Below are 24,654 nucleotides of genomic sequence, written 5' to 3'. Positions count from 1 at the left end.
TTTTCTTTGACAATGAGGTGTAAAACTATGTCTTTACGTTTTAAAATTATCATAACTTTTATGTTATGCATTGTACTAACTTTTTCTCCTCTATTATATATAATGCAAACTAAGGTAAAGGATTTTAACATGAAACAATTGGAACATGAGACAATACAATTAATTGATTCTAAAAGCAATGAAATCGGTGCTTGGCTCAATCATCGTATTGGAGAAATTAAAATTATTCATGAGTATCCTGCCTGTAAAGAGATGAACTTTTCTCAATTAAAACCCTATTTAACACAATTAAATCATGTATTTGGAAATCAATATGGTACCTTTGCTCTTGGAGGGTTGGATGGAAAAGGATGGATAGATGATACTTTGGTAATTGATGTGTCTCAACGTGAATATTTTAAGAAAGCAATGTCAACGAATGTTGAATATGTTATAAGTAAACCCCTTGTCTCAAGATCTGATAATAAACCTATATTTCTTATCTGTTATCCAATTTTAAATGATAATAAGGATAAAATAGGCTTTATTAATGGCTCTGTAAATTTAGATAAGATATCTAATATTATCCATGACATTGATATACATAATGGCTTTGCATGGATTATGAACAAAAATACTGATATTTATTCTACTACTAAAGAAAATTTAAATAGTAACTATATTTCTTTAGAGGAATTATCTTGTATTGCTAACCAATCAAAAAATAAGAGTTCAGGTACAGTTGCATTAAAAAATGTACATAATAAGGATTCTACAGTATTTTTTTCTTCCGTACCCTATACAGAAAATTGGATTTTATGTATCATAGTTGAAAATAAGAAAATTCATACACAAATCAACCAAATAATAAACCTAATTCTTTTTGTAGGGTTGATTCTACTACTAGCCGCTATATTATTATCTATTGTTATTTCAGGTTCTATTGTAAAACCTATACATAGATTAAAAAGCAATATGTTGGAAATATCCAAGGGTAACTTTGATTCCTATTATGAGATAAAAAACAATGATGAAATTTCTATATTAGGACAAGTTTTTAATCAGATGCTCACTGATATTAAAAGGCTTATAAATAAAGTTTATCAAGTTGAAAAACAGAAACGAAGTGCAGAGTTAAGGGTACTTCAATCTCAAATAAATCCTCATTTTCTATACAACACATTGGATACAATACAGTGGAAAGCTTTAGAATACAATGCATTTGAGGTTGTAGATATGATTAATTACTTATCAAATTTTTTTAGAATTTCTTTAAGTGATGGAAAAGAATTTATTACAATTTCCGATGAAGTAGCACATGTTAGTAATTACTTAGAAATTCAAAAGATCCGTTATAAAGATAAAATTAGTTATTCTATGGATGTAGATAGTTCACTTGATCAATACCTTATTCCAAAACTTATTGTACAACCTTTAGTAGAAAACTCTATATATCATGGACTTAAGCTTCAAAAACACAAAGGTATAATTAATGTATCTATTTCTTCAAAAGACGGATTTCTTTTTATTAAAGTGATAGATAATGGTTTAGGTATGGATGTAGAACAGCTTAGAACTCTTCGTAAAAATCTTTGGGAATCCATTGAAACAAATCATTATGGACTATATAACATTAATGAACGTCTAAAACTTGCCTTTGGAAAAAAATATAGTATTGAAATAAAAAGTGAATTAAAAATAGGAACTCAGGTATTGTTAAGAATACCTTTAATAAGTGAGGGATTTGAATGTTTAGAATAGTAATTGCCGACGATGAAGATACCATTCGCAATGGTTTAAAAAACTTAATAGAATCCTACGAACTAAATTTATCAGTAATTGCCACAGCTAAAGATGGTGAAGAAGCAATGAAAGTTATTGAAAAATACCATCCTGAAATTATTTTAATGGATATAAATATGCCTTTTATGAATGGATTAGACGTCATTAAAGGTATTCATGAAAGAAACAAAGATGCTAAAATTATTATAATTTCTGGCTATAGTCAGTTTGAGTATGCTCAAAAAGCTTTGGAGTTAGGGGTTTTTAACTATCTACTAAAACCCATTAACTACCGTGATTTTAAAGACATACTTATTAAAGCAATGGATTCTTATTCAAAAAGAATGTGGGAAATTTCTAAAATAAAAGAAGGAAAAGAAAAAATAGAAAGCTGTAAGGATGTAGGTAATCTTGCAATTTCCTATATTAAAAAAAATTTTTCAAATAACGAAATTTCTCTTAACTTAGTAGCTCAACAATTTTATATAAGTCAATCTTATCTTACTAGAGTTATTAAACAAAAAACAGGAGTTAGCTTTACAGATTACCTTAATAAATTAAGAATAAACATGGCAAAAAAACTTCTTACTGACAATAATAATGACTATACTATCAATGATATTTCCAATATGGTGGGATATAGTAGCCAACATTATTTTAGCAGAGCCTTTAAAAATTATATGGAGATTTCACCCAAAAATTATCGTAATAAAGTAAAATCATTAATAAAAAACACCACTAAGTAATAACTTAATGGTGTTTTTTATTACACTTCAAATAGTTTAAGTATCTCTTCCTCTGTTAAAGATGCAAAATTTTCACCGCTGGATAATTCATCTCCCATTAATTCTGATATAAGCTTCTTTTTTTCTTCTTGAAGTAAAATAATTTTTTCTTCAATAGTTCCCTTAGCAATAATTTTTATAACTTCTACTACATTTTGTTGACCTATTCTATGAGCCCTATCTGTAGCCTGGTCTTCTACCGCTGGATTCCACCAAGGATCAAAGTGAATTACCACATCAGCTGAAGTTAAATTTAATCCTGTACCTCCAGCTTTTAAGCTTATTAAAAATACTGAGTTTTTTCCATCATTAAAATCTCTTACCATATTCATTCTTTTTTCTGAAGGTATGGAACCATCTAAATAGCTAAAATCTATCCCTTCTTTAATAATTCTTTTACCAATATTCTTAAGTACAGATGTGAATTGAGAAAAAATAAGTATTCTATGACCTTCTCCTATACTTTGAAGAAGAAGGTCCACTAAAGCTTCCATCTTACCATTACCACCATTATAATCTTTCATTGTTACAGTTGGATCTAAACACAACTGTCTTAGTTTTGTTATATAAGAAAGTATGGCTATTTTACTTTTTTTAAATTCATCATCCTTTACCTTTTTTTCAATAAGTTCCATTGCGTAATTTGCATAGGCTTTATAAACCTTCTTTTGCTCGTTGTCTAATGTTACCATTAATGTTTTTTCTATCTTATTTGGCAACTCACCTAAAACCTGATTTTTTCTTCTTCTAAGGATAAATGGTTTTATAAGTTTATTTAATTCTTCTAAAACCTCAGGACTTTCTTTAAGCCTTTTATTATATCTTACGCTAAATCTTTTTTCATCATATAGGTATCCTGGCATTATAAAATCAAAAATAGACCATAACTCCATAATGGAATTTTCTATTGGTGTTCCTGTTAGAGCAAACCTTGTCTTTGCTTTTATTTTTTTTACAGCCAATGCATTTTGAGAATTTAAATTCTTTATATATTGAGCTTCATCTAATATGCAATGATCAAACTCTATGATGTTATAACTTTCTAAATCTCTTTTTAATAAATTATAGGTTGTTATAGCTACATCGTAATTTCCTATATTTTTAATTATATCTTCTCTATCTTCTTTCGTCCCATTAATTGCCACTACCTTTAAACTTGGAGCAAATTTTTCAAATTCATCTATCCAGTTATATATTAAAGACGTGGGCGCTACAATTAAGGATTTACTGTTCTTATTAGATAATATAAAGGAAATTGCTTGAATAGTTTTACCAAGTCCCATTTCATCTCCTAAAATTCCACCAAAACCTAAGTAATCTAAGGTCTTAAACCAATTATATCCTATCCTTTGATAATCTCTTAAATTACCATTCAAATTAGTTGGTTCTTCAAATTTTAACTTTTCTATATTTTTAAACTTATCCCTTATTTCCTTTAACTCTTTTTTCCCTTTTATGTATTTAATCTTGTTTCCCTCTAAATAGCTATCAAGATAAACACCTTTATTTTTAGCTATTTCAATATGATTTCCATATATTTCCTCAGGAGATATAACATCTAAAAGCTTTAGAAATTTATTAAGTTCTAGTTCCTGTAAATCAATGTACTCCCCATTCTCCAATTTATAATACTTGAGATTGTCTCTAAATGCTCTTAATATATTATAAGTTTCCTGTGGTGATATATCTCCTATTTTAAAATCCATTTCAAAATAATCATGTTTTCCCGCTTTTATACTTCCAAAAATCCCATTGCTTCCAATAGATTTTAACCCTTTAAAATTTTCAGAATAATATACCTCTCCTATTTCTTGAAGCTTACTTATTTCACTTTTAAAAAATCTAAATTTATATTCTTCTTCACATCTAAGATAAAATTTTTCTTTTATTTCTTCAAAATCTAATGCCTTTAATTGTAGTATAACCTGTTGTTCCTTTTTAGACTCTCTATATACGATCTTTTCTTTGCAATCCTCAAATATATTAAATTCAAAGTTTCCATATTTAACTTTTACTATAAGTACAATTTCTTTACCTTCCTGGTCAAAATAAAAATTAAATTTGCACTTCTCCATTACTATTTTATTCTTTATATTTCTAGATAAACTAACATTATTAGATAAAAAGTTAAGATCTGGAACAAGTCTTCTTAATATAGTTTCTTCATCTTCTTGTCCCATAGTAACAATTCTCATTTCATTAAATACCTTAAGATAAGGATTAATTTTATAACAAAACTCATAATTTGGAATATATATAGTTGTACCATATAAAAAAACGCTATTATTAGAATCTAAAGTTATTGGCATTCCATCTCGCACCTTAAGAATATAGTTTTCCTTTACTTTTTTTAAATCAAAATCTATATCTGGAGCTTTATCTAAAATCTCTGTTTCTACAGCCCTATAAAAAAATCCTTCATTTAAATATACTTTATGATTTTTTATAACTTCAAAAAATTCTCTTACTAAATATTGAGGAACCTTTAAATATTTTCCTTCTATATTTTTCTCTGTATTTTTACTAATATATTTATATTTTCCTTCTATATTTTTTAGCATCTCAATAAAATCAATAAGTCTTTTATCCTTTGTACTTAATCTTTGGCTTCCTATATCAAAAGTAAAATTCTTACTGTATTTTATAGGAAAGTTATTATGATAGGCTGATAAGAATTCATTAATATCTTTTAAAATATAAAGTTTGCTAACTCCTTTTTCTTTAAATCCTATTCTAAATTCAGCTATAATATTTTGTTTCCATTCATTTTTATTTATATACACTTCTATTTTTATTTCATTCTTATATTTTCCATCTCCTAAAAGTATAGATAAAGTATTATTCTTATTGTTTCTTTTAAATATATTTTTCCCATTTAACTTCTCTTCATTTAAAAGAGGATGATTTATTAAATCCCTTAGAGCCTTATAAAAAGTTGCTACTAGATGCTTACAACAATAATTTCTTTTTCTAAACTCATTTTTTTCATAATCTTTGCAACTACAAAAGGTAGAAAAAATACTTTTATTTCTTACATCTATCTCAATTTTTGTATTGTACTCATTAAAAAGATTTTCTGAGATTACATTAGAGTTTATATAAATTAAATTATCTTCGCTAGTAATATCTAAAAAAGATACTAAATCATTGTTAATAATTCTTTGTCCTTTTAAATGGTTATTGCCACTAGTTTCTTTGTTAAATATTTGTAATAATCTATTTTCATCCATGATGTTTTCACCTTGCTTATTTATTTTTTTCAATTCTTTAATTATATCATAAATAAAATATCTATAAATAATAGACTTTATAGTATATAATTAAAGAATCATTAAAAACATTAAAGGTGGGTCTAAATGAGAAATTTAAAGATGATATTAGAATACGACGGAACTAGATATAAAGGATGGCAAAAACAAAAGAAAGATGTTTTAACTATACAAGATAAAATAGAAACTGTATTATCTAAAATGACTGGAGAAGATATTCAAGTAATAGGTTGTGGAAGAACCGACGCAGGCGTTCACGCCGAAAATTATGTAGCAAACTTTCATACTAATTGTGATTTTACTGTGGATTATATGTTAGATTATCTATATGAATTTTTACCTGAAGATATAGTGGTAAAAACTATGAAGGATACCAGTGAAAGATTCCATGCAAGATATAATGTAAAGTCAAAAACTTATGTTTATAGAATAAATAATAATAAATTTAGAAGTGTATTTAATAAAAAGTATGCTTATCATGACAATGAGAAACTTAATATAAGTGCAATGAAAGATGCTGCAGAATTTTTAATTGGAACTCATGACTTTAAAAGCTTTACTCGATTAAAATCTAATTCTAAATCAACTATTAGAGCTATTAAATACATAAACATAACAGAAAATCAAGGTATAATAAGTATAGAAGTTAATGGAAATGGCTTCTTGTTAAATATGGTAAGAATCGTTGCAGGGGCTCTTTTAGAGGTGGGTAAGGAAAATATTAAACCCATAGATATTGAAAAAATGTTAAATGAGAAGAAAAGAGCAGATGCTAGTCTAATCCTTCCTGCAAAGGGATTATGCTTAAAGGATATTCAATATTAATAGTAAAAATAAACTGTAAACACCTTTGTTTTGTTTACAGTTTATTTTATTAATCCAAAAATATTCTATTTATTCATATAGTCCAAAACCAGTTATAACTAATGTATCCCAGTCACTTTCTTCATTGTTAATCCAATTATATTCAATCTTAAGCTCTTTTAACCAAGCATTAAGACCACTGCTATTCTTACTTGGGTTTGGAGATTGTCTTCCAAATTTATCTTTTATAATTTCAAGTAACTTTATTTGTTCTTCCTTTTCTAATTTCTCATCTACCATTTCTTCTATAATTTCACAACACTCTCTATAAGAAAAATGATCCTCTGAGTACAATTCATCAGCTAATAATTGTCTTTTATTATTTAAATCATCTCTTATGGCATTAATTTCTTCTACATTGGATAAATATTTTTTTGCAATGTTCATAGCTGCAATATCTCTATCCATTTTCTTTATTGATTTTTCTAATTTTTCATTTCTCATTTTAATACTCTCACTTTGCTTTTTATTTAGTCATTATTTAATGACAATAATTTTATTATATCATATTTATTTATTATATATTACAATTTCTATTCAAATGCAATTTTTGTCTTTTCATCCATTTCTATTAACTGTGTTCTATCTTCTGCTGACAGCATAATAGTATCATAGGCTTTTATTACAGTTCCTCCATTAGGAGTTATTAGTTTGTCTTTACGTTTAATCATAACAATCAATATACCCATTGGAATGTCAATATCTTTTATAGCTTTCCCTACCATTTCACTATTTTCAGTAATGTTAAGTTCTAGTAATTCAGCATGAATTTCTCCCGAATAATCAGTAAAAGTTTTGAGTACTGTTTCTTCTTCACCTATCAAATTAAGCTTCTTAGCTATGGGAATAAAAAAAGTTCCCTGAACTAGAACGGAGACTAAAGCCACAAAAAATACTATGTTGAATATCTCATCTGCAACTGTAAGTCCAGCTGTTAAAGGGTACGTTGCAAAAACTATAGATGCAGCACCACGAAATCCAACCCATGATACAAGTAACTGATCTTTTATAGGTCGTTTAAATAATGTTAGTACACAAAATACCGCAATTGGCCGTGCTATAAATATAATAAAAGCTGCCGTACCAATTCCTTTTAATGCAACTTGAAATAAACGTGAAGGAAATACTAATAACCCTAAAGTGAAAAACAGTAAAATTTGCATAAGCCAAGACAAACCATCAAAATAACGAACTAAACTTATCTTATGAACAAGCCTGCTGTTTCCCATAATTAATCCAGTAATATAAACTGCTAAAAAACCATTTCCCATAAGTTGATTAGCTCCAGAATAAGATAACAATGCAGTACTAATAGCAAGAATAGAATACAATCCTTCAATATCAAGATTTATATTATTTATTAACCATACTGAAATTTTTCCTACTAAAATCCCCACCAATGCACCAATTAAAATTTGTGTCATAAGAAGCGTCACTATATTATGCTTACCGCCTGTTATAAGTCCAATAACTATAGTAGTTAGCATATATGCTACTGGGTCATTAGAACCACTTTCCATTTCAAGCATAGGTGCTAAATTATTCTTAAGGTTTAGTTTTTTTGACCGCAAAATAGAAAATACCGAAGCTGCATCTGTAGAAGAAATAATTGATCCAAGCAACATTCCTTCGAGAAAAGTTAATCCAAGAATGAAATGGGCAAAAATCCCAATAAGAAAAGCTGTCAAAACAACTCCCCCTGTGGCAAGAACTCCTGAAGCAAAGGCAACAGGCTTTGCAGTTTTCCAATTTGTTTCGAATCCACCAGAAAACATAATGAATAAAAGACCAAAATTGCACAATTTATTGGCTAATTCCGAATTATCAAAGTAAATGCCACCTAGTCCTTCAGATCCCATTATCATACCTATTGCAAGAAACATAATAAGCGTAGGTATACCATATTTATATAGAACTTTACTGGAAACTGCACATATAAGTAAGATTATTCCTGAAATAAATATAATGTCCATATTATTCCCCCTATTCCATACTAAACTATAATTGTCGTTATATAATTCTACCATTCTACCCAACTAAAATAAAGGCGATTTTAAGCCATATTTAGCGAATATAAGAAAATATGCTCTAAATATGGATTCACATTTTCTATATAATTTTTTACACTTACTTCTATGTTAATGTTAAAATAGCTACTGTACAATTTTACAGCAGCTATTTTTTCTATTTACATACTTAAATAACTATTTATCAAACAATCCCCCGCCATTACTTCTTCTACCTCCCTTTGAGATTTTTCCAATACTCTTTTCAGCTCTTTTATTATTTTTAAAATTATCTCCCTTTTTCTTTTTTTGTTCAATAAGTTTTTTCATCATCTCCATGTTTTTGTCCATATTGCACATCCTTTGTAAATTAATTTTATCTTCATTTAATTTTACATTTACTTAATATATGTGTAAAGAAATATCGTTATAATATTAAATATAACTATAATTTGCTTTTGAATCAAAAATATTTTAGAAAGGTGGTATCATAAATGTCATTAATGACTAAGAAAGAACTTGCCAATTCTTTAAAGAAATTAATGAGTATAAAACCCTTAGATAAAATAACAATTAAAGATATTACAGCTGATTGCAATGTTAACAGACAAACCTTTTACTATCATTTTCAGGATATATATGATTTATTAGATTGGATTTATAAAACTGAAGCAATAGATGGTATTTCTGAATATAAAACATATAAAACCTGGCAAAAGGGATTTTTAATGATATTTCAGTATATAATCCATAATAAAGAATTTTGTATAAATAGTCTTCATTCTCTTGGTAGAGATCATCTAGACAATTTTCTGTACAAATTCACCTTTGATTTGCTTATGGAAGTAATCAATGAAGTTTCAGAAGGTATGGATGTTTTAAATGAAGATAAAAAATTTATTGCAAATTTTTATACCTATGCTTTTGTAAACTTGCTTATAATGTGGATGAAAAATGGAATGAAGGAATCTCCTGAAATTATTATTGAAAAATTAAATACATTAATTGAAGGTGACATTGAAAAAGCTCTAAAAAAATATGAGCAAAAATAATACTTTTTTATAAAATTTATTAGACAATCCTAGGTGAGTGTATAAATTTTATACACTCACCTAGGATTGTCTATATTAAATTACTTCCTTAAGATATATAGTAAAAACATAAGTTGACTTCTTAGTTTCAAGCATAAAAGTTTATATTAAACGCAAACTAAAAAATGTTTAAACGGACTTATTTAAAATAGTAAACAATTTTATTTTACTAAATGCTAATTATTATATGGAGGTAATAACTATGAAAAAAGAATATGAAAACAAACAAGTTTATTTTGTAGGCGGTGGTCTTGCTTCTTTAGCTGGTGCAGCTTTTCTAGTTCGTGATTGTGAATTTCCAGGAAAAAACATCCATATACTTGAAAGTATGAATATTCTTGGTGGTAGTAATGACGGTGCTGGAGATCCTTCGGATGGCTTTATAGCACGTGGTGGAAGAATGCTTAATGATGAAACTTATGAAAACACTTGGGATTTATTATCTTCAATACCATCACTTGAGCGCGAAGGTATGTCAGTACGTGATGAAATTATTGAATTCGATAATGCAAATCCAACACACGCTAATGCAAGATTAATTGATAAAGATGGTACTATACAAGACGTTATGTCAATGGGCTTTAATAATGAAGATCGTATGGCTCTTTTAAAACTTATTGTTACCCCTGAAGAAAAAATAGATAATATACGTATATGTGACTGGTTTGCTTCTACTCCTCATTTCTTTGAAACTAATTTCTGGTATATGTGGCAAACAACATTTGCATTCCAAAAGTGGTCCAGTTTAATTGAGTTTAAACGTTATATGCTTCGTATGATACTTGAATTTTCTCGTATTCAAACACTTGAAGGTGTAACAAGAACTCCTTATAATCAATATGAATCTATAATATTACCAATTAAAGATTATCTTGATAAGGCTCATGTTGATTTTAGCTTAAAATGTACAGTAACTGATCTTGATTTTAAAGATGACGATAGCATAACTGTTACTGCTATCCATTATGAAAAAGATGGAAAGCCAGATGTATTAAAATTAAATGAAGGTGATCTTGTACTTGTTACAAATGGTTGCATGACTGATAGTGCAAGTATCGGCTCTACACATAAAGCTCCAGACATGCTTGGTAAAGGACCATCTGCTATACTATGGGAAAATATTGCTTCAAAGAAGCCTGGGCTTGGTAATCCTGAACCATTCTTTGGAAACCCTGAACTTTCAAATTGGGAATCTTTCACCGTTACATGCAAAGGCTCTAAATTACTTAATAGAATAGAAGCTTATACACGTAATAAGCCAGGTAGCGGTGCTTTAGTTACATTTAAAGATTCATCTTGGTTAATGTCTATAGTTGTAGCTGCACAACCACACTTTAAAAATCAACCAAAAGATACTACAATTCTTTGGGGATATGGTCTTTATACAAACAATATAGGAGATTATGTAAAGAAGCCAATGTGTGAATGTACAGGTGAGGAATTACTATATGAGCTTATACATCACTTACATTTTGAAGATGATTTAGATGAACTTATGGAAAATACCATAGTTATTCCTTGTATGATGCCATATATAGATTCTCAATTCCAACCACGTGCTAAAAAAGATAGACCTGAGGTTGTTCCTAAAGGTTCAACTAACCTTGCTATGATTGGTCAATTTTGTGAAATCCCTGAGGATATGGTATTTACAGAAGAGTATTCAGTACGTTCAGCAAGAATTGCTGTCTATAAATTATTAGGTCTTAATAAACCTATAGCACCTGTTACTCCGCATCAATATGATATAAGAGTATTGCTTAAAGCATTAAATACTTCATTTAGGTAAATACAATATAAAAATTACAAGCCCTTTCTTATTTAAAAGATTGGGCTTGTTTCATATTTATAACTTGTTTGACAAAATACTATACTACGTATAAACTTATATAAGTTTAGTAAAGTGCTAAAAAATGTAGTTTTATTCAATAAATTTCATAATAAGGAGATAGAAAATGATAGAATCATTTGATAAGTTAGGATTAAATCAAAACCTAATAGAAGGACTTAAACAAGAGGGAATAAATAAACCAACAGATATTCAAATAAAAACAATACCTTTAGCTCTTGAAAATAAAGACGTAATAGGTCAATCACCAACCGGAAGTGGAAAGACACTTGCATATTTACTTCCTATATTTCAAAAGATAGACACTTCAAAACGTGAGATGCAGGCAATAATATTAGCACCAACTCATGAGCTTGCTATGCAAATAAATAAGGAAATACAACTTTTATCTGGAAACTCCAAAGTTTCTGTGACTTCTACACCTATAATAGGAAATGCAAATGTAAAAAGACAAATTGAAAAACTTAAAGAAAAACCTCATGTAATTGTAGGATCTAGCGGGAGGATTTTGGAACTTATAAAAAAGAAGAAAATAAGTGCACATACTATTAAAACCATTGTAGTAGATGAAGGTGATAAATTACTTGATCACAGTAATTTATCTAGTATAAAAGATGTCATTAAAACCACTATGAGAGATAGACAATTAATGGTTTTTTCTGCAACTATAAATGAAAAAACATTAAATGTAGCCAAAGGTTTAATGAAGGATGCTGAGTTTATAAAAGCTAAATCTGAAAATGCAATAAATCCAAATATTACTCATATGTATTTTATATCAGATCAAAGAGATAAAATTGAAGTTTTAAGAAAATTGGTTGCATCCATAAATCCAGAAAAAGCTATAGTATTTATAAATAAAAGTGATGAAACTGAAATCATTACAGCTAAACTTAAATATCATAAAATTAAAGCTGAAGGAATACATGGAAGTTCTTCAAAAAAAGATAGACAAAAAGCTCTAGAAGGATTTAGAAGTGGTAAACTTCAACTTTTAGTGGCTTCTGATATTGCCGCTAGAGGACTAGATATTAAAAATGTTTCACATATATTTAATTTAGATTTACCCTCTGACCCTAAAGAATATCTTCATAGAGTAGGAAGAACTAGCAGAACAGGAGAGACTGGTACTGCAATTTCTATAGTTACAGATAAAGAATTATCATTAATTAAAAAATATGAAAGAGATTTTAAAATAGAGATTAATTCAAAAACCATATATAAGGGTAAAATATTAAATTCTAAAAAAAGCTCTAGATCTATTTAAAGATCTAGAGCTTAAGTTCATTACAGCTTTCAATTGTTTTATCCTTTTAATATAGCCTATTAATTTTTATATTTCAAATTTCATTATCAATTGATTTAAATTTTGAGCTAATTCTGCTAAGTGTTGGCTAGAAGTTGCTATTTCCTCTACAGATACTACCTGTTCTTCTATAGATGCGGAAGCTTCTTCAGTTCCTGATGCATTCTCTTCAGCTATAGATGATAAATTTTGAACTAGTTCTAGCATTTCATTTTTCTTATTCTCCATTTTTCTACTGAATACATTTAAGTTTTCTATTGTTTCTTTTGCTTTTTCTATAGAATCTGCTATACCATTAAATTTTTCCTCAGTTTTCATTACTAATACATTTTGACTATTTATAATTTCTTCAGCCTTGTGCATACCTAAAACAGCATTTCCGGTCTTTGCTGTAAGAATAGTTACAATGTCTTTAATTTCAATTGTAAACTTATTGGAATCTTCAGCAAGTTTTCTAATTTCATCTGCTACCACTGCAAATCCTTTGCCTGCTTCTCCTGCTCTAGCTGACTCTATTGCTGCATTTAAAGCCAATAAATTAGTCTGTTCTGCTATGGATTGAATCATTTCACTAGCTTTTTGTATGTGTTTTGCACTTTCATTACTGCTTACAATCACTTCACTAATTTCATTTGATATTTCTCTATTGTCTTTTGAACTTTGGACTAAATTTCCTACAGTGCTGATTCCTTCATTTTTAAGTTCAACAACTTTATCTGCAAAAATGTTTAATTCTTTCAAATAGGCTTGTTCTACCTCTAAGAGATATCCTAATTCCTCCATAGAATTAGCCCCCTGTTCTGCATCTTGTGCCTGACTTGCCGCTCCTCTTGCTATTTCTTCTATTGTATTAGCTATCTCCTCAGAAATATTAGAGGCTTGCTGACTAGTTGCTGTAAATTCTTTAGAAGATACAGATACTTGGTTAGATGCTTCTTCCACATTTTTTATAAGGGACTTAAAATTATTTTGCATAACTGTAACAGCACTTGCAATTTTTCCAATTTCATCATTTCTGTTTAAATATTTTGATGTTTCATCTTGCACAAAAGTTAAATCATAATTAGCAACTTTTTCAATATTAGTAGTTAATAATGTTATTGGTTTTGCAATACTTCCGCTCACCATATAAGTAATAAATATCCCTATTGCAACTGCTATTATAGAAAATAGAATTAATAGATTTCTTAATTCATATATACTATTGAAAACTTCTTTACTTTCTAATCCTACTGCCATAATCCAAGGAGTGTCTTCTATAGGGGCAAACCCTACTATTTTTTCTTTTCCTTGATAAGAATATTCCCCACTGCCTACTTCTCTTCTTATCATCTTATTTTTGATAATATCTGCTAGCTGTTGTGAATCTGAATTTTCTTTTGCAGCTTCTATAAAATTGTGTTGTTTTAAAGCTAAATCTTTATTTCTATCACCTATAGATACGCCTTTATTATTAATAATACATGAATATCCTGTTTTTCTATATTTAAATTTACTAACAATGCTACTTAAAAACTCTCCATCTCTTATGCCGTAAAACACTCCTTTAATTACACCATTTTCTCTAATTGGAGTTGCAAAAATTATTATAGGTTTTCCAGTAAATTTATCTATAAATACATCAGATGTAGAACGATTACCATTTATAGCTTTTTTATAATAATCTAAATCATTAACATATAAACTTTCTTTTTCTTTATTAAAAACGGTAGCTTTCCCATTCTTATCTATAAACCCAAAATTTATATGACCTGTTCTTTCAGCCTCTTTTTGTAAATAATTTACCTTTTCCTCCCAAGATACTTTTTCATCTAAAATTATGCTATTTTGAGCTATACCATCAATATACCCTGTTTCAGCACCACATATTATTCTTATACATTTTGCCTCTTTCATTGCCATTTCTTCTAAATTTTTATGGACATTTTTTGTTAAGTTTTTACTAGCAATATTAACAGATACAGCTCCTAATCCCAATGATAGTACTAGTATTAATCCTGCAAATATAGCTATTAATCTTGTTTTTATTGATTTCATAATATCATCCTCTTTTTTATTATAGTTTTTATGCATGCACATACAATTTCTATTTTCGTTATCTGCAGCTTAATCTTTAATTTATATATTATTTTCAAGTTTTATGTCTAATTTTCCAATTTAACTATTGACTTATATTCCAGTAGGATATAATATATTCTATAAGAATACACTTATAGAATATGTTGTTTACAAGGGAGATTTTAAAATGTTTGATGCAAATATAAAAAGAATTAGGGAACAAAAAGGGTTGGGAGTAAATGAGCTATCTAGGATTAGTGGAGTAAACGCTAGTTATATAAGTGCATTAGAACGAGGTGAAAAACAAAATCCAACTATTACAATATTGAAAAAATTAGCTAATGCATTAGAAGTTACAATAGATGAATTAATGAAATCTGAACCAATTAATTATGATAAATTAGCTGATTGGGATGATAAACACCATTGTTCATTTAAAGAAGACTATTTTGATGGAGAATTTAAAACTGCTGAATCTGCTATGCAATTCATACTAAATCAACCAGTTATTATGGGATTTGGTGGTTTTGACGTAAATAAAATGAGTGATGATGAAATTGTTGAATTTGGAAATGACTTATTAGGAGTATTGAAGACTTTAGGTTCTAAATATAATAAATAGTTATTAACTATAAACAAAAATTAATATACAATTGCGGGGGAAATTTATGAGACAAGATGAAATTATAAAATTAGCAAAATCTCTAAAAAAACAATATACCACAAATCCAATTGAAATTTGCAATAAGCTTGGGATAGATATTAATTACACAAACTTAAAGCCAAATATATACGCAGCATATACTACAAGGATTGGAAAAAAACCTGTTATTAGGTTAAATAGTCACTTTACTTTAAAATCACAAAAGGTCTTATGTGCACATGAATTAGGCCATGCCTTAATGCATGGAAATAAAATAATTAATGAATTTAATGATAACCATAACGGTGTCAATGAGTATGAAGCTAATTTATTTGCAGTAGCTTTATTGTTTAATGAAACAGATTTCGCAATAGATATAAAACAAATGGATAACTATATGCTAAAAGGTATATTAGATTACAATATCCGTCTAAAATAGTGATAAATACAAAACCATTTTATATAAATATACTCACAAAAATACATTAATTAACTTTCTATAGTTCCTTTAATTAAAATAGATATATTAATTAAAGGAACTATACTGTCATTATCTTTTCTTCTATATTAAATTATACATCAGTATAGAAGTTTAATATGTCTTCTAATGAAATCTCACAATCTTTTACATTAGTTCCGCAGGTATACACTGTAAGTCTACTTAATTCTTTTATTACCCTTTTATTGTCAATATGTATTATATTATTAGAATCAAAATTGTTAAGAATAATAGCCTTAATATTTATATGATTTTGTTTTGCATATTCCACTGTAAGCATAGTTGAGTTTATTGTTCCAAGTTCTGAATTAGATACAATAATAATATCAAGATTAAGTTGTTTTATTATGTCTATTAACATTATTGGTTTTTCTCCTATAAATATGGGGCAAATGATACCTCCACTCCCCTCAATTGTAACATAATCAAATTCATTCTTTATACCTTCGAAGTCATTCACAATCTTACTCATTAAAATTTCTGTATTCTCAAATTGTGCAGCAAGGTGTGGTGATGCTGATAATTTAAAAATATATGATACATAATCATTTGGATTCTTATCTATTTTGGACATTTTTAAAACATATTCTGCATCTTTTGCAACTATATTACCATCAATCATTACTCCTCCACTTAAAGCTGCTTTATAATATCCAGCATTAATTCCTTGCTGTTTTAATTTTTTTACCAGCAAAGCGGAGATATAAGTTTTGCCTACATCAGTACCTGTTGCAGTTATAAAAACCCCTTTACTCATTTTGAAAACCTTACAATAGTATTTAATCTTTTTGCCAAGTATGCTCCTAAAATGCATAGAAGTATATCTCCTGGAATATCAACAGGAAAACATGATATTAATAGCACTGACCATGCCACTTTTGTTGAAATATAATAATTTAGAATAAAATATTTGTATATGATACCCACTGTATATACAGTTATTAATGCTGCAAAAGATGCCATTAACATATTTTTATAGGTATATTCTTTAAGTTTATTGGACACAAGTCCAGCTACCCATGCCGCTAAAATAAATCCCAATAAAAAACCAAAACTAGGTTTTACAATGTAAGTCAAGCCGCCTCCAGCTGCGAATATTGGTAAACCACAAAGCCCCATTAGAACATATATGCCTACAGATACAGCTCCTTTTGATGGTCCTAAAATTAATCCTGCAAGAACTACAAATAGAAACTGAAGAGTAAAATAATCCATAAATGGAACAGGCACTTGAATAAATGCACCTATAGCTACAAGTGATGCAAATAACGCACACATTATTAAAGAATTTGTTTTTGAACTGATAACTATAATTCTCATCTCCTTTAATTATTTTTAGCAATGCTAATTTTAGCATATAAAATTTAATATTGTCAACATAATTATTCATTATGGTTTACAACTTAAGTTTTAAAAAACAAAAGACCATCAATGAAATTAATTCACTTATGGTCTTTAATTACTAATTTATCCTAAAACAACTTTTATCTATATTTTATTTAATTTTTAATTAGTACAGCTCTTACAGGACTTGCTTCACTCCCCTTAATTTTAAGTGGTAAACAACTCAAAAAATAATTTCCCTCTTTCACATCTTTTAATTGTAAATCCTCAATTATAACAATACCTTTTTCCAAAATTACCTTATGTGATGGGTGATGAGGTTTGTCTCTCTCAAGACTCATAGCATCAATGCCTATACATTTAATTCCGATATCTACAAGATACTTTGCCGCATCTTCTTCGACATATACAAATTTAGGATTATATTCTATGTCATAGGAGTTTTTAGTTTTAAAAATAATAATATCATTTTCTTTAATATCTAAATCTTTAATATTATCTTTTACAATATACTTTTCAATATTAGTCAGATCAAATACCTTACAATGTCCAATAACTTTAGATAAGTCTATATTTTCAATAGTATTTCCACCTTTAATCATATGGAGAGGTGCATCTATGTGTGTGCCACAATGCATATCAAAGTCTACTCTTGATTCATAATAATGCCCTTTTTCATAATCCATAGCTATAGTTCTTTTAATACGTTTTGAATCCCTATTTTTATAAACAATCATATCTTCTGAAATTGTTTTTGAGATATCTATAATTTTCATTAACTATCCTCTCCTTGTTTTAAGCAACTATTACTTTCATCATTTATCCAATAATGATTATCCTTTTTAACTAACTCTTCTGCCTCCTTTGGTCCAATTGTCTCCGGCTTATACCTATAAAGTTTATTTGAATAAGATCTATAACTTTCTAAAACTTTGTTGATATATTTCCAACTTACTACAATTTGCTCCCATTTTGAAAATAAACTTCTATCTGAATCCATACATGCTTTTAATAATCTTTCATAGGCTTCTGGCGTATTAATTCTATTCTCTAAAATACAGCTTTGACAAAAATCCATACTTACTTTTTGAATCTCATCCACAGTACCAGGTTTCTTTATATTAAATTTTAAATAAATTCCCTCATCTGGTTGAATTTTTATAATTAATAAATTTCCTTCTATATTTTTATTTGTTGATTTAAATTTAATTATAATTTCCGTTTCTCTCTTATTTAGCTTTTTACCTGTACGAATATAGAAAGGTACACCTTGCCATCTTTCATTATCAATTATTATTTTCATAGCAACATAAGTTTCTGTTTTTGATTTTAGATTAACATCTTTTTCTTCCCTATATCCTTCATATTGACCCATAACTAAGTAATTATCAATATCCCTATCCTCTATTGGCTTCATTTCAGTTAATACCTTGAGTTGAGCTTCATGAATAAAATCACTATTAAATTCTTTGGGTTCTTCCATAGCTACTATGGACAATAATTGAAATAGATGATTTTGAACCATATCTTTTAATGCACCACTTTGGTCATAATAGCCACCTCTATTGTTAACACCTATGCTTTCAAAAGCATTAATTTGTATATTCTCAATAAAATCTTTGTTCCAAATTCCTTTAAATATTGCGTTGGCAAATCTTATATTTATAATATTTTGTATCATTTCTTTGCCTAAATAATGATCAATATGATAAATATTCTTGTCCTTAAATACAAAAGAAAGCTGTTCATTTAGGTAAGTAGCTGATTCTAAATCTTCTCCAAAAGGCTTTTCAATAATAACTTTTGCATCTTTAAGGTAACATTTATTATTTTTTAATCCTTTAGTTATTGGAATAAAAAATCTTGGTGCAACTGCATAATAGTAAATATGATTTTTAATAATATCTTTATCTTTATAATATTTAATTAAACCCTTATATTCTTCTTCCTTTTGAATATCCATTTTATAATAGGTTATAATTTTAGAAAACTTATCAAACTTATCATCACTATAATTTATTCTGGCAAACTTTTTAACTCCTGCTTGAATATAAGTTAAATAATCCTCTTTTGTATAATCTCTCCTACCAATTCCTATAATAGAATATTCATCATTAATACTCCCTAACATATATAAATTATATAGAGAAGGGAATAATTTTCGATAGGCTAAATCTCCTGTTCCCCCAAATATGGTAATGGCTTTATTTTTCATAGTTATTCACCCAATCATAATGAAAATTTCCTTCTTTATCTATGCGTTGAAAAGTATGTGCTCCAAAATAGTCCCTTTGAGCCTGTATTAAATTTGCACCTAAATTGTAACTTCTATATGTGTCCATATATCCTAGGGCACTACTCATAGCAGTTACAGGAATTCCCTGATTAATTGCAATGGATATAGTCTTTCTCAAACTCTTATCATATTCATTTATAACCTTTGAAAAAACCTTTGTAATCATTAGATTGCAAGCATTATTATTTTCTTCATAGGCACTAATTATATCCTTTAAAAATCTAGCTTGAATAATACATCCACCTCTAAAAATCCTTGCAATATTTCCATATTGTAAATCCCAGTTATAAGTCTTTGAAGCAACTTTTAATAATTGAAATCCTTGTGCATAGCATGCTATCTTGCTTAAATATAAACTACGTCTTACAAGTTCTGCAAATTCTTCTTTTTCTATATTAATAGAACTTTCTACTTTACCATTTAAGATTTTACTTGCTCTTAATCTTTCTTCTTTTAAATTGGACATAAATCTACCATTTAAAGCACTTGTTATAATGGATACATCTACCCCTAAATCTATTGCTTCCATATTAGTCCACTTTCCAGTTCCCTTTTGAGATGCCTTATCTAAAATCATATCCAAAAGATAATTATTAGTTTCTCTATCCTTTACTGTAAATATATTAGAAGTAATTTTAATTAAATAACTTTCTAATTCCCCTTCATTCCATTTTGCAAAAATTCCATGTAATTCTTTATTATTAAACTTTCCTAAATGTTTTAATAGCATATAAGCTTCACTAATTAACTGCATATCAGCATATTCTATACCATTATGCACCATCTTAACATAATGTCCAGCTCCATTTTCTCCTACATAATTGCAACAGGGTTCACCATTTACCTTTGCTGCAATATCTTCAAAAATACATTTTACTTTTTCATAAGAGCCAAAATCTCCTCCCGGCATTATAGCAGGACCAAATCTTGCACCTTCTTCCCCTCCTGAAATTCCAACACCTAAAAATTTTATTCCTTTTTCTTTTAAATATTTACTTCTTCTTTGAGTATCCTTAAAATAAGAATTTCCGCCATCAATTAAAATATCTTCCTCATCCAAATAAGGTAATATTTGTTCAATAAGCATATCTACAGGCTCCCCTGATTTAATCATCATTATAATTTTTCTTGGTCTTTCAAGGGAGTCCATCAATTGTTTTAAACTATATTTCCCAAATAAGTTAGAATGCTTATATTTTTCTAATACTTCATCTATTACTGTAGTGGTACGATTAAATATAGCAACTTTATACCCCTTATCTGCCATATTTAATGCTAAATTACTTCCCATTACAGATAAACCAATTAATCCAATATCCTGTTTATTCATATATTTAAACCTACCTTTAACTTTTCATATTTACCATTTTTATTTTAAATAATATCTATTACCAGTTAATAATTATTATACATTAATTTATTTTATATTTAAAGTTTTAATTTAGAAAACTATTTGTTTTAAATATAACCTTATATTTGAGATTATATTCATAATTTGGTAAAATTATAATAAATACTAGAAAGGAGTGATTTTATGAAGTTTCATATTGGAAAAGACGGAGAAGTTAAAATAATACTTGTTTACAAAAATGCAGAAAAAGTAGAAGAAGCTAATGATTTATATAGCTATCTAAAAGAAAAAGAATTGTTTAAAGGGGATTTAGGTGAAGTATATTCCCACATTTCGCATTCTGAAGATAAATTTATACTATTAGGAATTGGGGAAAAAGAAAAAACAACTGCTAATTCCCTTAGAAAAGCTTTCTTTAATGCTGGTAAAGAATTAATGAAATTTAAAGTTACAAGTATAAAAATTTCTATACCTATGTTTAAAAACCTTAAATATGAAAGTATAGTTCAATCTATCACTGAAGGTTTGCTACAATCAGAATACAGTTTTGAAAAATATTTAACTAAAAAGAAAATTAGTCCTAGTATAAAAAATGTTTATCTTGATATATTAGAAGAAAAAAAAGAAGAAACTATTAATACTATAAATGAAAGTAAAAACCTTATAGAAGGTATTTTTTTAGCAAGAAATCTTGTAAATGAACCTGCTATATACATGACACCTACTGTCCTTGCAAATAATGCTAAAAACCAATTAGAGTCCCTTGGAGTTGAAGTAAAAATTTATGGAAAAGAAAAAATAAAAGAGCTTGGTATGGAAGCATTTTTAGCTGTTTCTAAAGGATCCTTTGAAGAATCTCAACTTATAGTTATGAATTACAAGGGTAATTCTAATTCAGATAAAAAATTAGCCCTTGTTGGAAAAGGATTAACCTATGACTCTGGTGGTTATTCTATTAAACCTACTAGTAGCATGATTAATATGCATTCAGATATGGCAGGTTCAGCCTCTGTTATAGGTGCAATGAAAGCCATTGCCATGTCAAAACTTGAGGTTAATGTGGTGGCAATAGTTGCAGCTTGCGAAAATATGATTTCAGGTGGAGCTTATAAACCTGGAGATATTATTAGCTCTATGTCAGGTAAAACTATAGAAATTCTAAACACTGATGCTGAAGGTAGATTAACCCTAGCTGATGCACTATGGTATGCTGTTGATGTTGTGAAAGCTGATAAAATAATAGATATTGCAACTCTTACTGGTGCATGTGTAACAGCTTTAGGAAGTATAAATACAGGAGCTATTACAAATAATAGCTACCTTATGGATAATGTTAAAAAGGCTTCTGAATGTGCGGGAGAACCTGTTTGGGAGTTTCCAAATAATGATGAATACAAAGAACTTATAAAAGGAACTTTTGGTGATTTAAAAAATAGTTCTGGTAGAGAAGCTGGAGCTATTACCGCTGGTATGTTCCTTCAAGAATTTGTAGGTAATACTCCATGGGTTCATCTTGATGTTGCAGGTACTGCATATCTTTCTTCTAAAAATGGTTATCTTCAAAAAGGTGCCACTGGAGTACCAGTAAAAACTTTATACTATTTGGCAAAAGGTTTTAAAAATAAATAAATTTATAAAAATCCACCAAATAAACTGGTGGATTTTTCATTTATATAAACTGAAAAAAACTTCTCAATTTTTCACTGATAAGATATAATGTCCCTATTTGCTATTCACTAACACCTAATGCCTTTCCATTAACAGTATTCTTAACTAATTTAAAAGCTATTCCTAGAACAAATCCTACTACTGAAGGTACAACCCAGCCAAGCCCCTGTGAATAAAGAGGTAGTTTACTTAATAAATTTTCCACAAATACTAAATTTACTCTTGCTCCACCTAATGCATGTAATACACTTACAACACTAGTAAATGCTATTGTAGAAATATATACAACTGAACTTTCTTGAAAAAATGAATCTACCATGGAAAGTAATATAAGTACTATAGCTACTGGATAAATTGCGTTTAGTACTGGTACAGATACTGCGAGTATTTTTGTAAGTCCCATGTTTGCAAGTAACATGCTTGAAAGAGTAAGTCCTCTTACAAAGGTTATATATTTAAATTTTGGCATTATAGTTGTAAAGTATTGGCTACAAGAAGTTATAAGTCCAACGCAGGTTGTTAAACACGCAAGAGTAAATGTTACTGCTAATAGTACTACTCCTGGTTTTCCAAATATATATAACATTATATTGGCTAAGGTCTGTGCCCCATTTTCTGTTTGACCAAATCTTCCACCACTCGTTGCCCCTAAATGTGCAAGCATTGAATAAATAGCTATTAATAAGGTTCCTGCTAAAAGTCCTGCCTTTATTGAATTTGAAACTATGGCTTTTTTACCTTTAACTCCTTTTTCTTTTACTGCTAAAGATATTACTATACCAAAATTTAAAGCCGCTATTGTGTCCATTGTTAAATATCCATCTAAAAATCCTTTAACAAGAGGTGAAGTGTATTCTGCTGTTACTTCTCCATATCCCCCTAATGGGTTTAATAAACTTGCTAAAAATATACCTGTTATTAATGTTAATAGTGTAGGTGTTAATACTTTTCCCATACGATTTACAAGCTTTGATGGTGTCAGACATAACCAATATGCCACTGTGAAAAATAAAAGTGTATATAAAAATAATGCCAAGGTATTTGATATAAATCCTTCTGGTAAAAATGGTGCTACTGCCATCTCAAAAGGTAAACTTCCTGCCCTTGGTATTCCAAGACATGGTCCTATTGAAAGATATATTAAAACAGTAAATACCATTGCGAAAGTTCCATGTACTTTTTTTGATAATTCATGAAGTCCACCTGATTTTGCTACTGCTATTACTCCAAGTATAGGAAATCCAACTGCTGTAACGAAAAAGCCCCCCATGGCTATCCAAGTGTTTCCCCCTGCTGCTTGACCTAAGAAAGGTGGAAATATTAAATTACCTGCTCCGAAAAATAATGAAAATAACATTAACCCTATAAGTAATAAGTCCTTTTTTGATAAATTATTCATTTTAAAGCCCCCTATTATTTTTTAATCTTTGCCCTTAATATTAATGTCTCCTTCTATATCCATTGAAAATCCCCCCCTTATATTTATTTTGTTTAAAAAATATATAAAAAAACCTCGTTCCCAATAAAAGGGACGAGGTTTAATCGCGTTACCACCCTAATTCTATAAAAATATATAATAAATATAAACTATATTTTCATAGCTCTCAGTTACGTACTAAATAATACGCTTTTCTTTTAACGGCGAAAACTTCCGGTAAAACTTACTAAAAAATTCAGTTTTACTTCTCAGAGATGATTTTCAAATATATTTTGAACATTGGCTTTCAGCAAAGTACCAACTCTCTTTGGAACAATAATATATTTTACTTTTTCTCTTCACAGAATTTGTTTGGGAATTTGTTTTTTATATAATACATCTTTAAAATTTAAATGTCAAGATAGTTTATAAAAATAATTTTAAAAT

The 24,654-nt window shown here is 28.3% G+C and carries 20 protein-coding genes and 1 other annotated feature; of the genes, 9 read left to right on the top strand and 11 right to left on the bottom strand.

The window, feature by feature from the left end:
• The first annotated feature begins 129 nt into the window (after nt 1–129).
• Together B5D21_RS00725 and B5D21_RS00720 are read left to right on the top strand one after the other, a co-directional pair.
• Complete coding sequence (locus B5D21_RS00725) at nt 130–1,740, top strand: sensor histidine kinase (protein ID WP_158001427.1); 1,611 nt, start codon at nt 130–132, stop codon at nt 1,738–1,740.
• Entirely contained in the window at nt 1,728–2,507 is a 780-nt protein-coding gene (locus B5D21_RS00720) for a response regulator transcription factor (protein WP_011100027.1), read from the top strand. The genes B5D21_RS00725 and B5D21_RS00720 overlap by 13 nt, the downstream gene beginning before the upstream one ends.
• 20 nt (nt 2,508–2,527) lie before the next feature.
• Here B5D21_RS00720 and B5D21_RS00715 read toward each other — a convergent pair whose 3' ends face one another.
• The gene (locus B5D21_RS00715) at nt 2,528–5,776 is read right to left on the bottom strand and encodes a DEAD/DEAH box helicase (RefSeq protein ID WP_035125037.1); all 3,249 of its coding nucleotides are present in this window, start codon (nt 5,774–5,776) and stop codon (nt 2,528–2,530) included.
• Nucleotides 5,777–5,902: 126 nt separating this feature from the next.
• Here B5D21_RS00715 and truA point away from each other — a divergent pair, with 126 nt between their 5' ends.
• The gene (truA, locus tag B5D21_RS00710) at nt 5,903–6,640 is read left to right on the top strand and encodes a tRNA pseudouridine(38-40) synthase TruA (protein WP_011100029.1); all 738 of its coding nucleotides are present in this window, start codon (nt 5,903–5,905) and stop codon (nt 6,638–6,640) included.
• 69 nt (nt 6,641–6,709) lie between these two features.
• Here truA and B5D21_RS00705 read toward each other — a convergent pair whose 3' ends face one another.
• From B5D21_RS00705 to B5D21_RS14125, 3 genes are all read right to left on the bottom strand, one after another.
• On the bottom strand, nt 6,710–7,123 hold the full coding sequence (locus tag B5D21_RS00705) for a hypothetical protein (RefSeq protein WP_011100030.1): 414 nt from the start codon (nt 7,121–7,123) through the stop codon (nt 6,710–6,712).
• Nucleotides 7,124–7,212: 89 nt separating this feature from the next.
• Nucleotides 7,213–8,652, bottom strand: coding sequence for a potassium/proton antiporter (locus B5D21_RS00700; RefSeq protein ID WP_035109323.1), 1,440 nt, complete (start codon nt 8,650–8,652; stop codon nt 7,213–7,215).
• 231 nt (nt 8,653–8,883) lie between these two features.
• Nucleotides 8,884–9,036, bottom strand: a complete 153-nt coding sequence (locus B5D21_RS14125) for a hypothetical protein (RefSeq protein WP_023438777.1) — start codon at nt 9,034–9,036, stop codon at nt 8,884–8,886.
• A gap of 143 nt (nt 9,037–9,179) precedes the next feature.
• On the opposite strand from B5D21_RS14125, the gene B5D21_RS00695 reads away from it, so the two are divergent.
• The 3 genes from B5D21_RS00695 to B5D21_RS00685 all read left to right on the top strand — a co-directional run bounded on the left by B5D21_RS00695 (nt 9,180) and on the right by B5D21_RS00685 (nt 12,892).
• Nucleotides 9,180–9,737 (top strand): TetR/AcrR family transcriptional regulator, encoded by a 558-nt coding sequence (locus B5D21_RS00695; RefSeq protein WP_011100032.1) that lies wholly within the window; start codon nt 9,180–9,182, stop codon nt 9,735–9,737.
• Nucleotides 9,738–9,963: 226 nt separating this feature from the next.
• Entirely contained in the window at nt 9,964–11,565 is a 1,602-nt protein-coding gene (locus B5D21_RS00690; protein WP_011100033.1) for an oleate hydratase, read from the top strand.
• Nucleotides 11,566–11,731: 166 nt separating this feature from the next.
• Entirely contained in the window at nt 11,732–12,892 is a 1,161-nt protein-coding gene (locus B5D21_RS00685; protein ID WP_011100034.1) for a DEAD/DEAH box helicase, read from the top strand.
• A gap of 66 nt (nt 12,893–12,958) precedes the next feature.
• Here B5D21_RS00685 and B5D21_RS00680 read toward each other — a convergent pair whose 3' ends face one another.
• The gene (locus tag B5D21_RS00680) at nt 12,959–14,968 is read right to left on the bottom strand and encodes a methyl-accepting chemotaxis protein (RefSeq protein WP_035125035.1); all 2,010 of its coding nucleotides are present in this window, start codon (nt 14,966–14,968) and stop codon (nt 12,959–12,961) included.
• Between the two features lie 208 nt (nt 14,969–15,176).
• On the opposite strand from B5D21_RS00680, the gene B5D21_RS00675 reads away from it, so the two are divergent.
• Both B5D21_RS00675 and B5D21_RS00670 read left to right on the top strand, forming a co-directional pair.
• Entirely contained in the window at nt 15,177–15,611 is a 435-nt protein-coding gene (locus tag B5D21_RS00675) for a helix-turn-helix domain-containing protein (RefSeq protein ID WP_035109319.1), read from the top strand.
• Nucleotides 15,612–15,657: 46 nt separating this feature from the next.
• Nucleotides 15,658–16,071 carry an ImmA/IrrE family metallo-endopeptidase gene (locus B5D21_RS00670; protein ID WP_035109316.1) on the top strand — a complete coding sequence of 138 codons (414 nt, stop codon included), beginning with the start codon at nt 15,658–15,660 and terminating at the stop codon, nt 16,069–16,071.
• Between the two features lie 133 nt (nt 16,072–16,204).
• Here B5D21_RS00670 and bioD read toward each other — a convergent pair whose 3' ends face one another.
• The 5 genes from bioD to gndA form a co-directional block, all read right to left on the bottom strand.
• Nucleotides 16,205–16,888 carry a dethiobiotin synthase gene (bioD, locus tag B5D21_RS00665; RefSeq protein WP_011100038.1) on the bottom strand — a complete coding sequence of 228 codons (684 nt, stop codon included), beginning with the start codon at nt 16,886–16,888 and terminating at the stop codon, nt 16,205–16,207.
• Complete coding sequence (locus tag B5D21_RS00660) at nt 16,885–17,451, bottom strand: biotin transporter BioY (protein ID WP_046655491.1); 567 nt, start codon at nt 17,449–17,451, stop codon at nt 16,885–16,887. The genes bioD and B5D21_RS00660 overlap by 4 nt, the downstream gene beginning before the upstream one ends.
• A 179-nt stretch (nt 17,452–17,630) precedes the next feature.
• On the bottom strand, nt 17,631–18,251 hold the full coding sequence (locus B5D21_RS00655; protein ID WP_011100041.1) for a cyclase family protein: 621 nt from the start codon (nt 18,249–18,251) through the stop codon (nt 17,631–17,633).
• Entirely contained in the window at nt 18,251–19,690 is a 1,440-nt protein-coding gene (gene zwf / locus B5D21_RS00650) for a glucose-6-phosphate dehydrogenase (protein ID WP_011100042.1), read from the bottom strand. The genes B5D21_RS00655 and zwf overlap by 1 nt, the downstream gene beginning before the upstream one ends.
• Nucleotides 19,680–21,101 carry an NADP-dependent phosphogluconate dehydrogenase gene (gndA, locus tag B5D21_RS00645; protein ID WP_011100043.1) on the bottom strand — a complete coding sequence of 474 codons (1,422 nt, stop codon included), beginning with the start codon at nt 21,099–21,101 and terminating at the stop codon, nt 19,680–19,682. The genes zwf and gndA overlap by 11 nt, the downstream gene beginning before the upstream one ends.
• 204 nt (nt 21,102–21,305) lie before the next feature.
• Between gndA and B5D21_RS00640 the strand changes: the two genes are divergently transcribed.
• Nucleotides 21,306–22,751 (top strand): leucyl aminopeptidase, encoded by a 1,446-nt coding sequence (locus tag B5D21_RS00640; protein WP_011100044.1) that lies wholly within the window; start codon nt 21,306–21,308, stop codon nt 22,749–22,751.
• 100 nt (nt 22,752–22,851) lie between these two features.
• Here the strand turns inward: B5D21_RS00640 and brnQ are convergent, their stop codons facing one another.
• On the bottom strand, nt 22,852–24,189 hold the full coding sequence (gene brnQ / locus B5D21_RS00635) for a branched-chain amino acid transport system II carrier protein (protein WP_011100045.1): 1,338 nt from the start codon (nt 24,187–24,189) through the stop codon (nt 22,852–22,854).
• A gap of 125 nt (nt 24,190–24,314) precedes the next feature.
• Nucleotides 24,315–24,579 (bottom strand) — a binding site (T-box leader).
• Nucleotides 24,580–24,654 lie beyond the last annotated feature (75 nt).

The sequence above is a fragment of the Clostridium tetani genome (assembly GCF_900167265.1).
GTDB classification, from domain to species: domain Bacteria; phylum Bacillota; class Clostridia; order Clostridiales; family Clostridiaceae; genus Clostridium_G; species Clostridium_G tetani.
The sequence above is the reverse complement of the archived record's forward strand: the minus strand, read 5'-3'. Positions and strand labels throughout refer to the sequence as shown.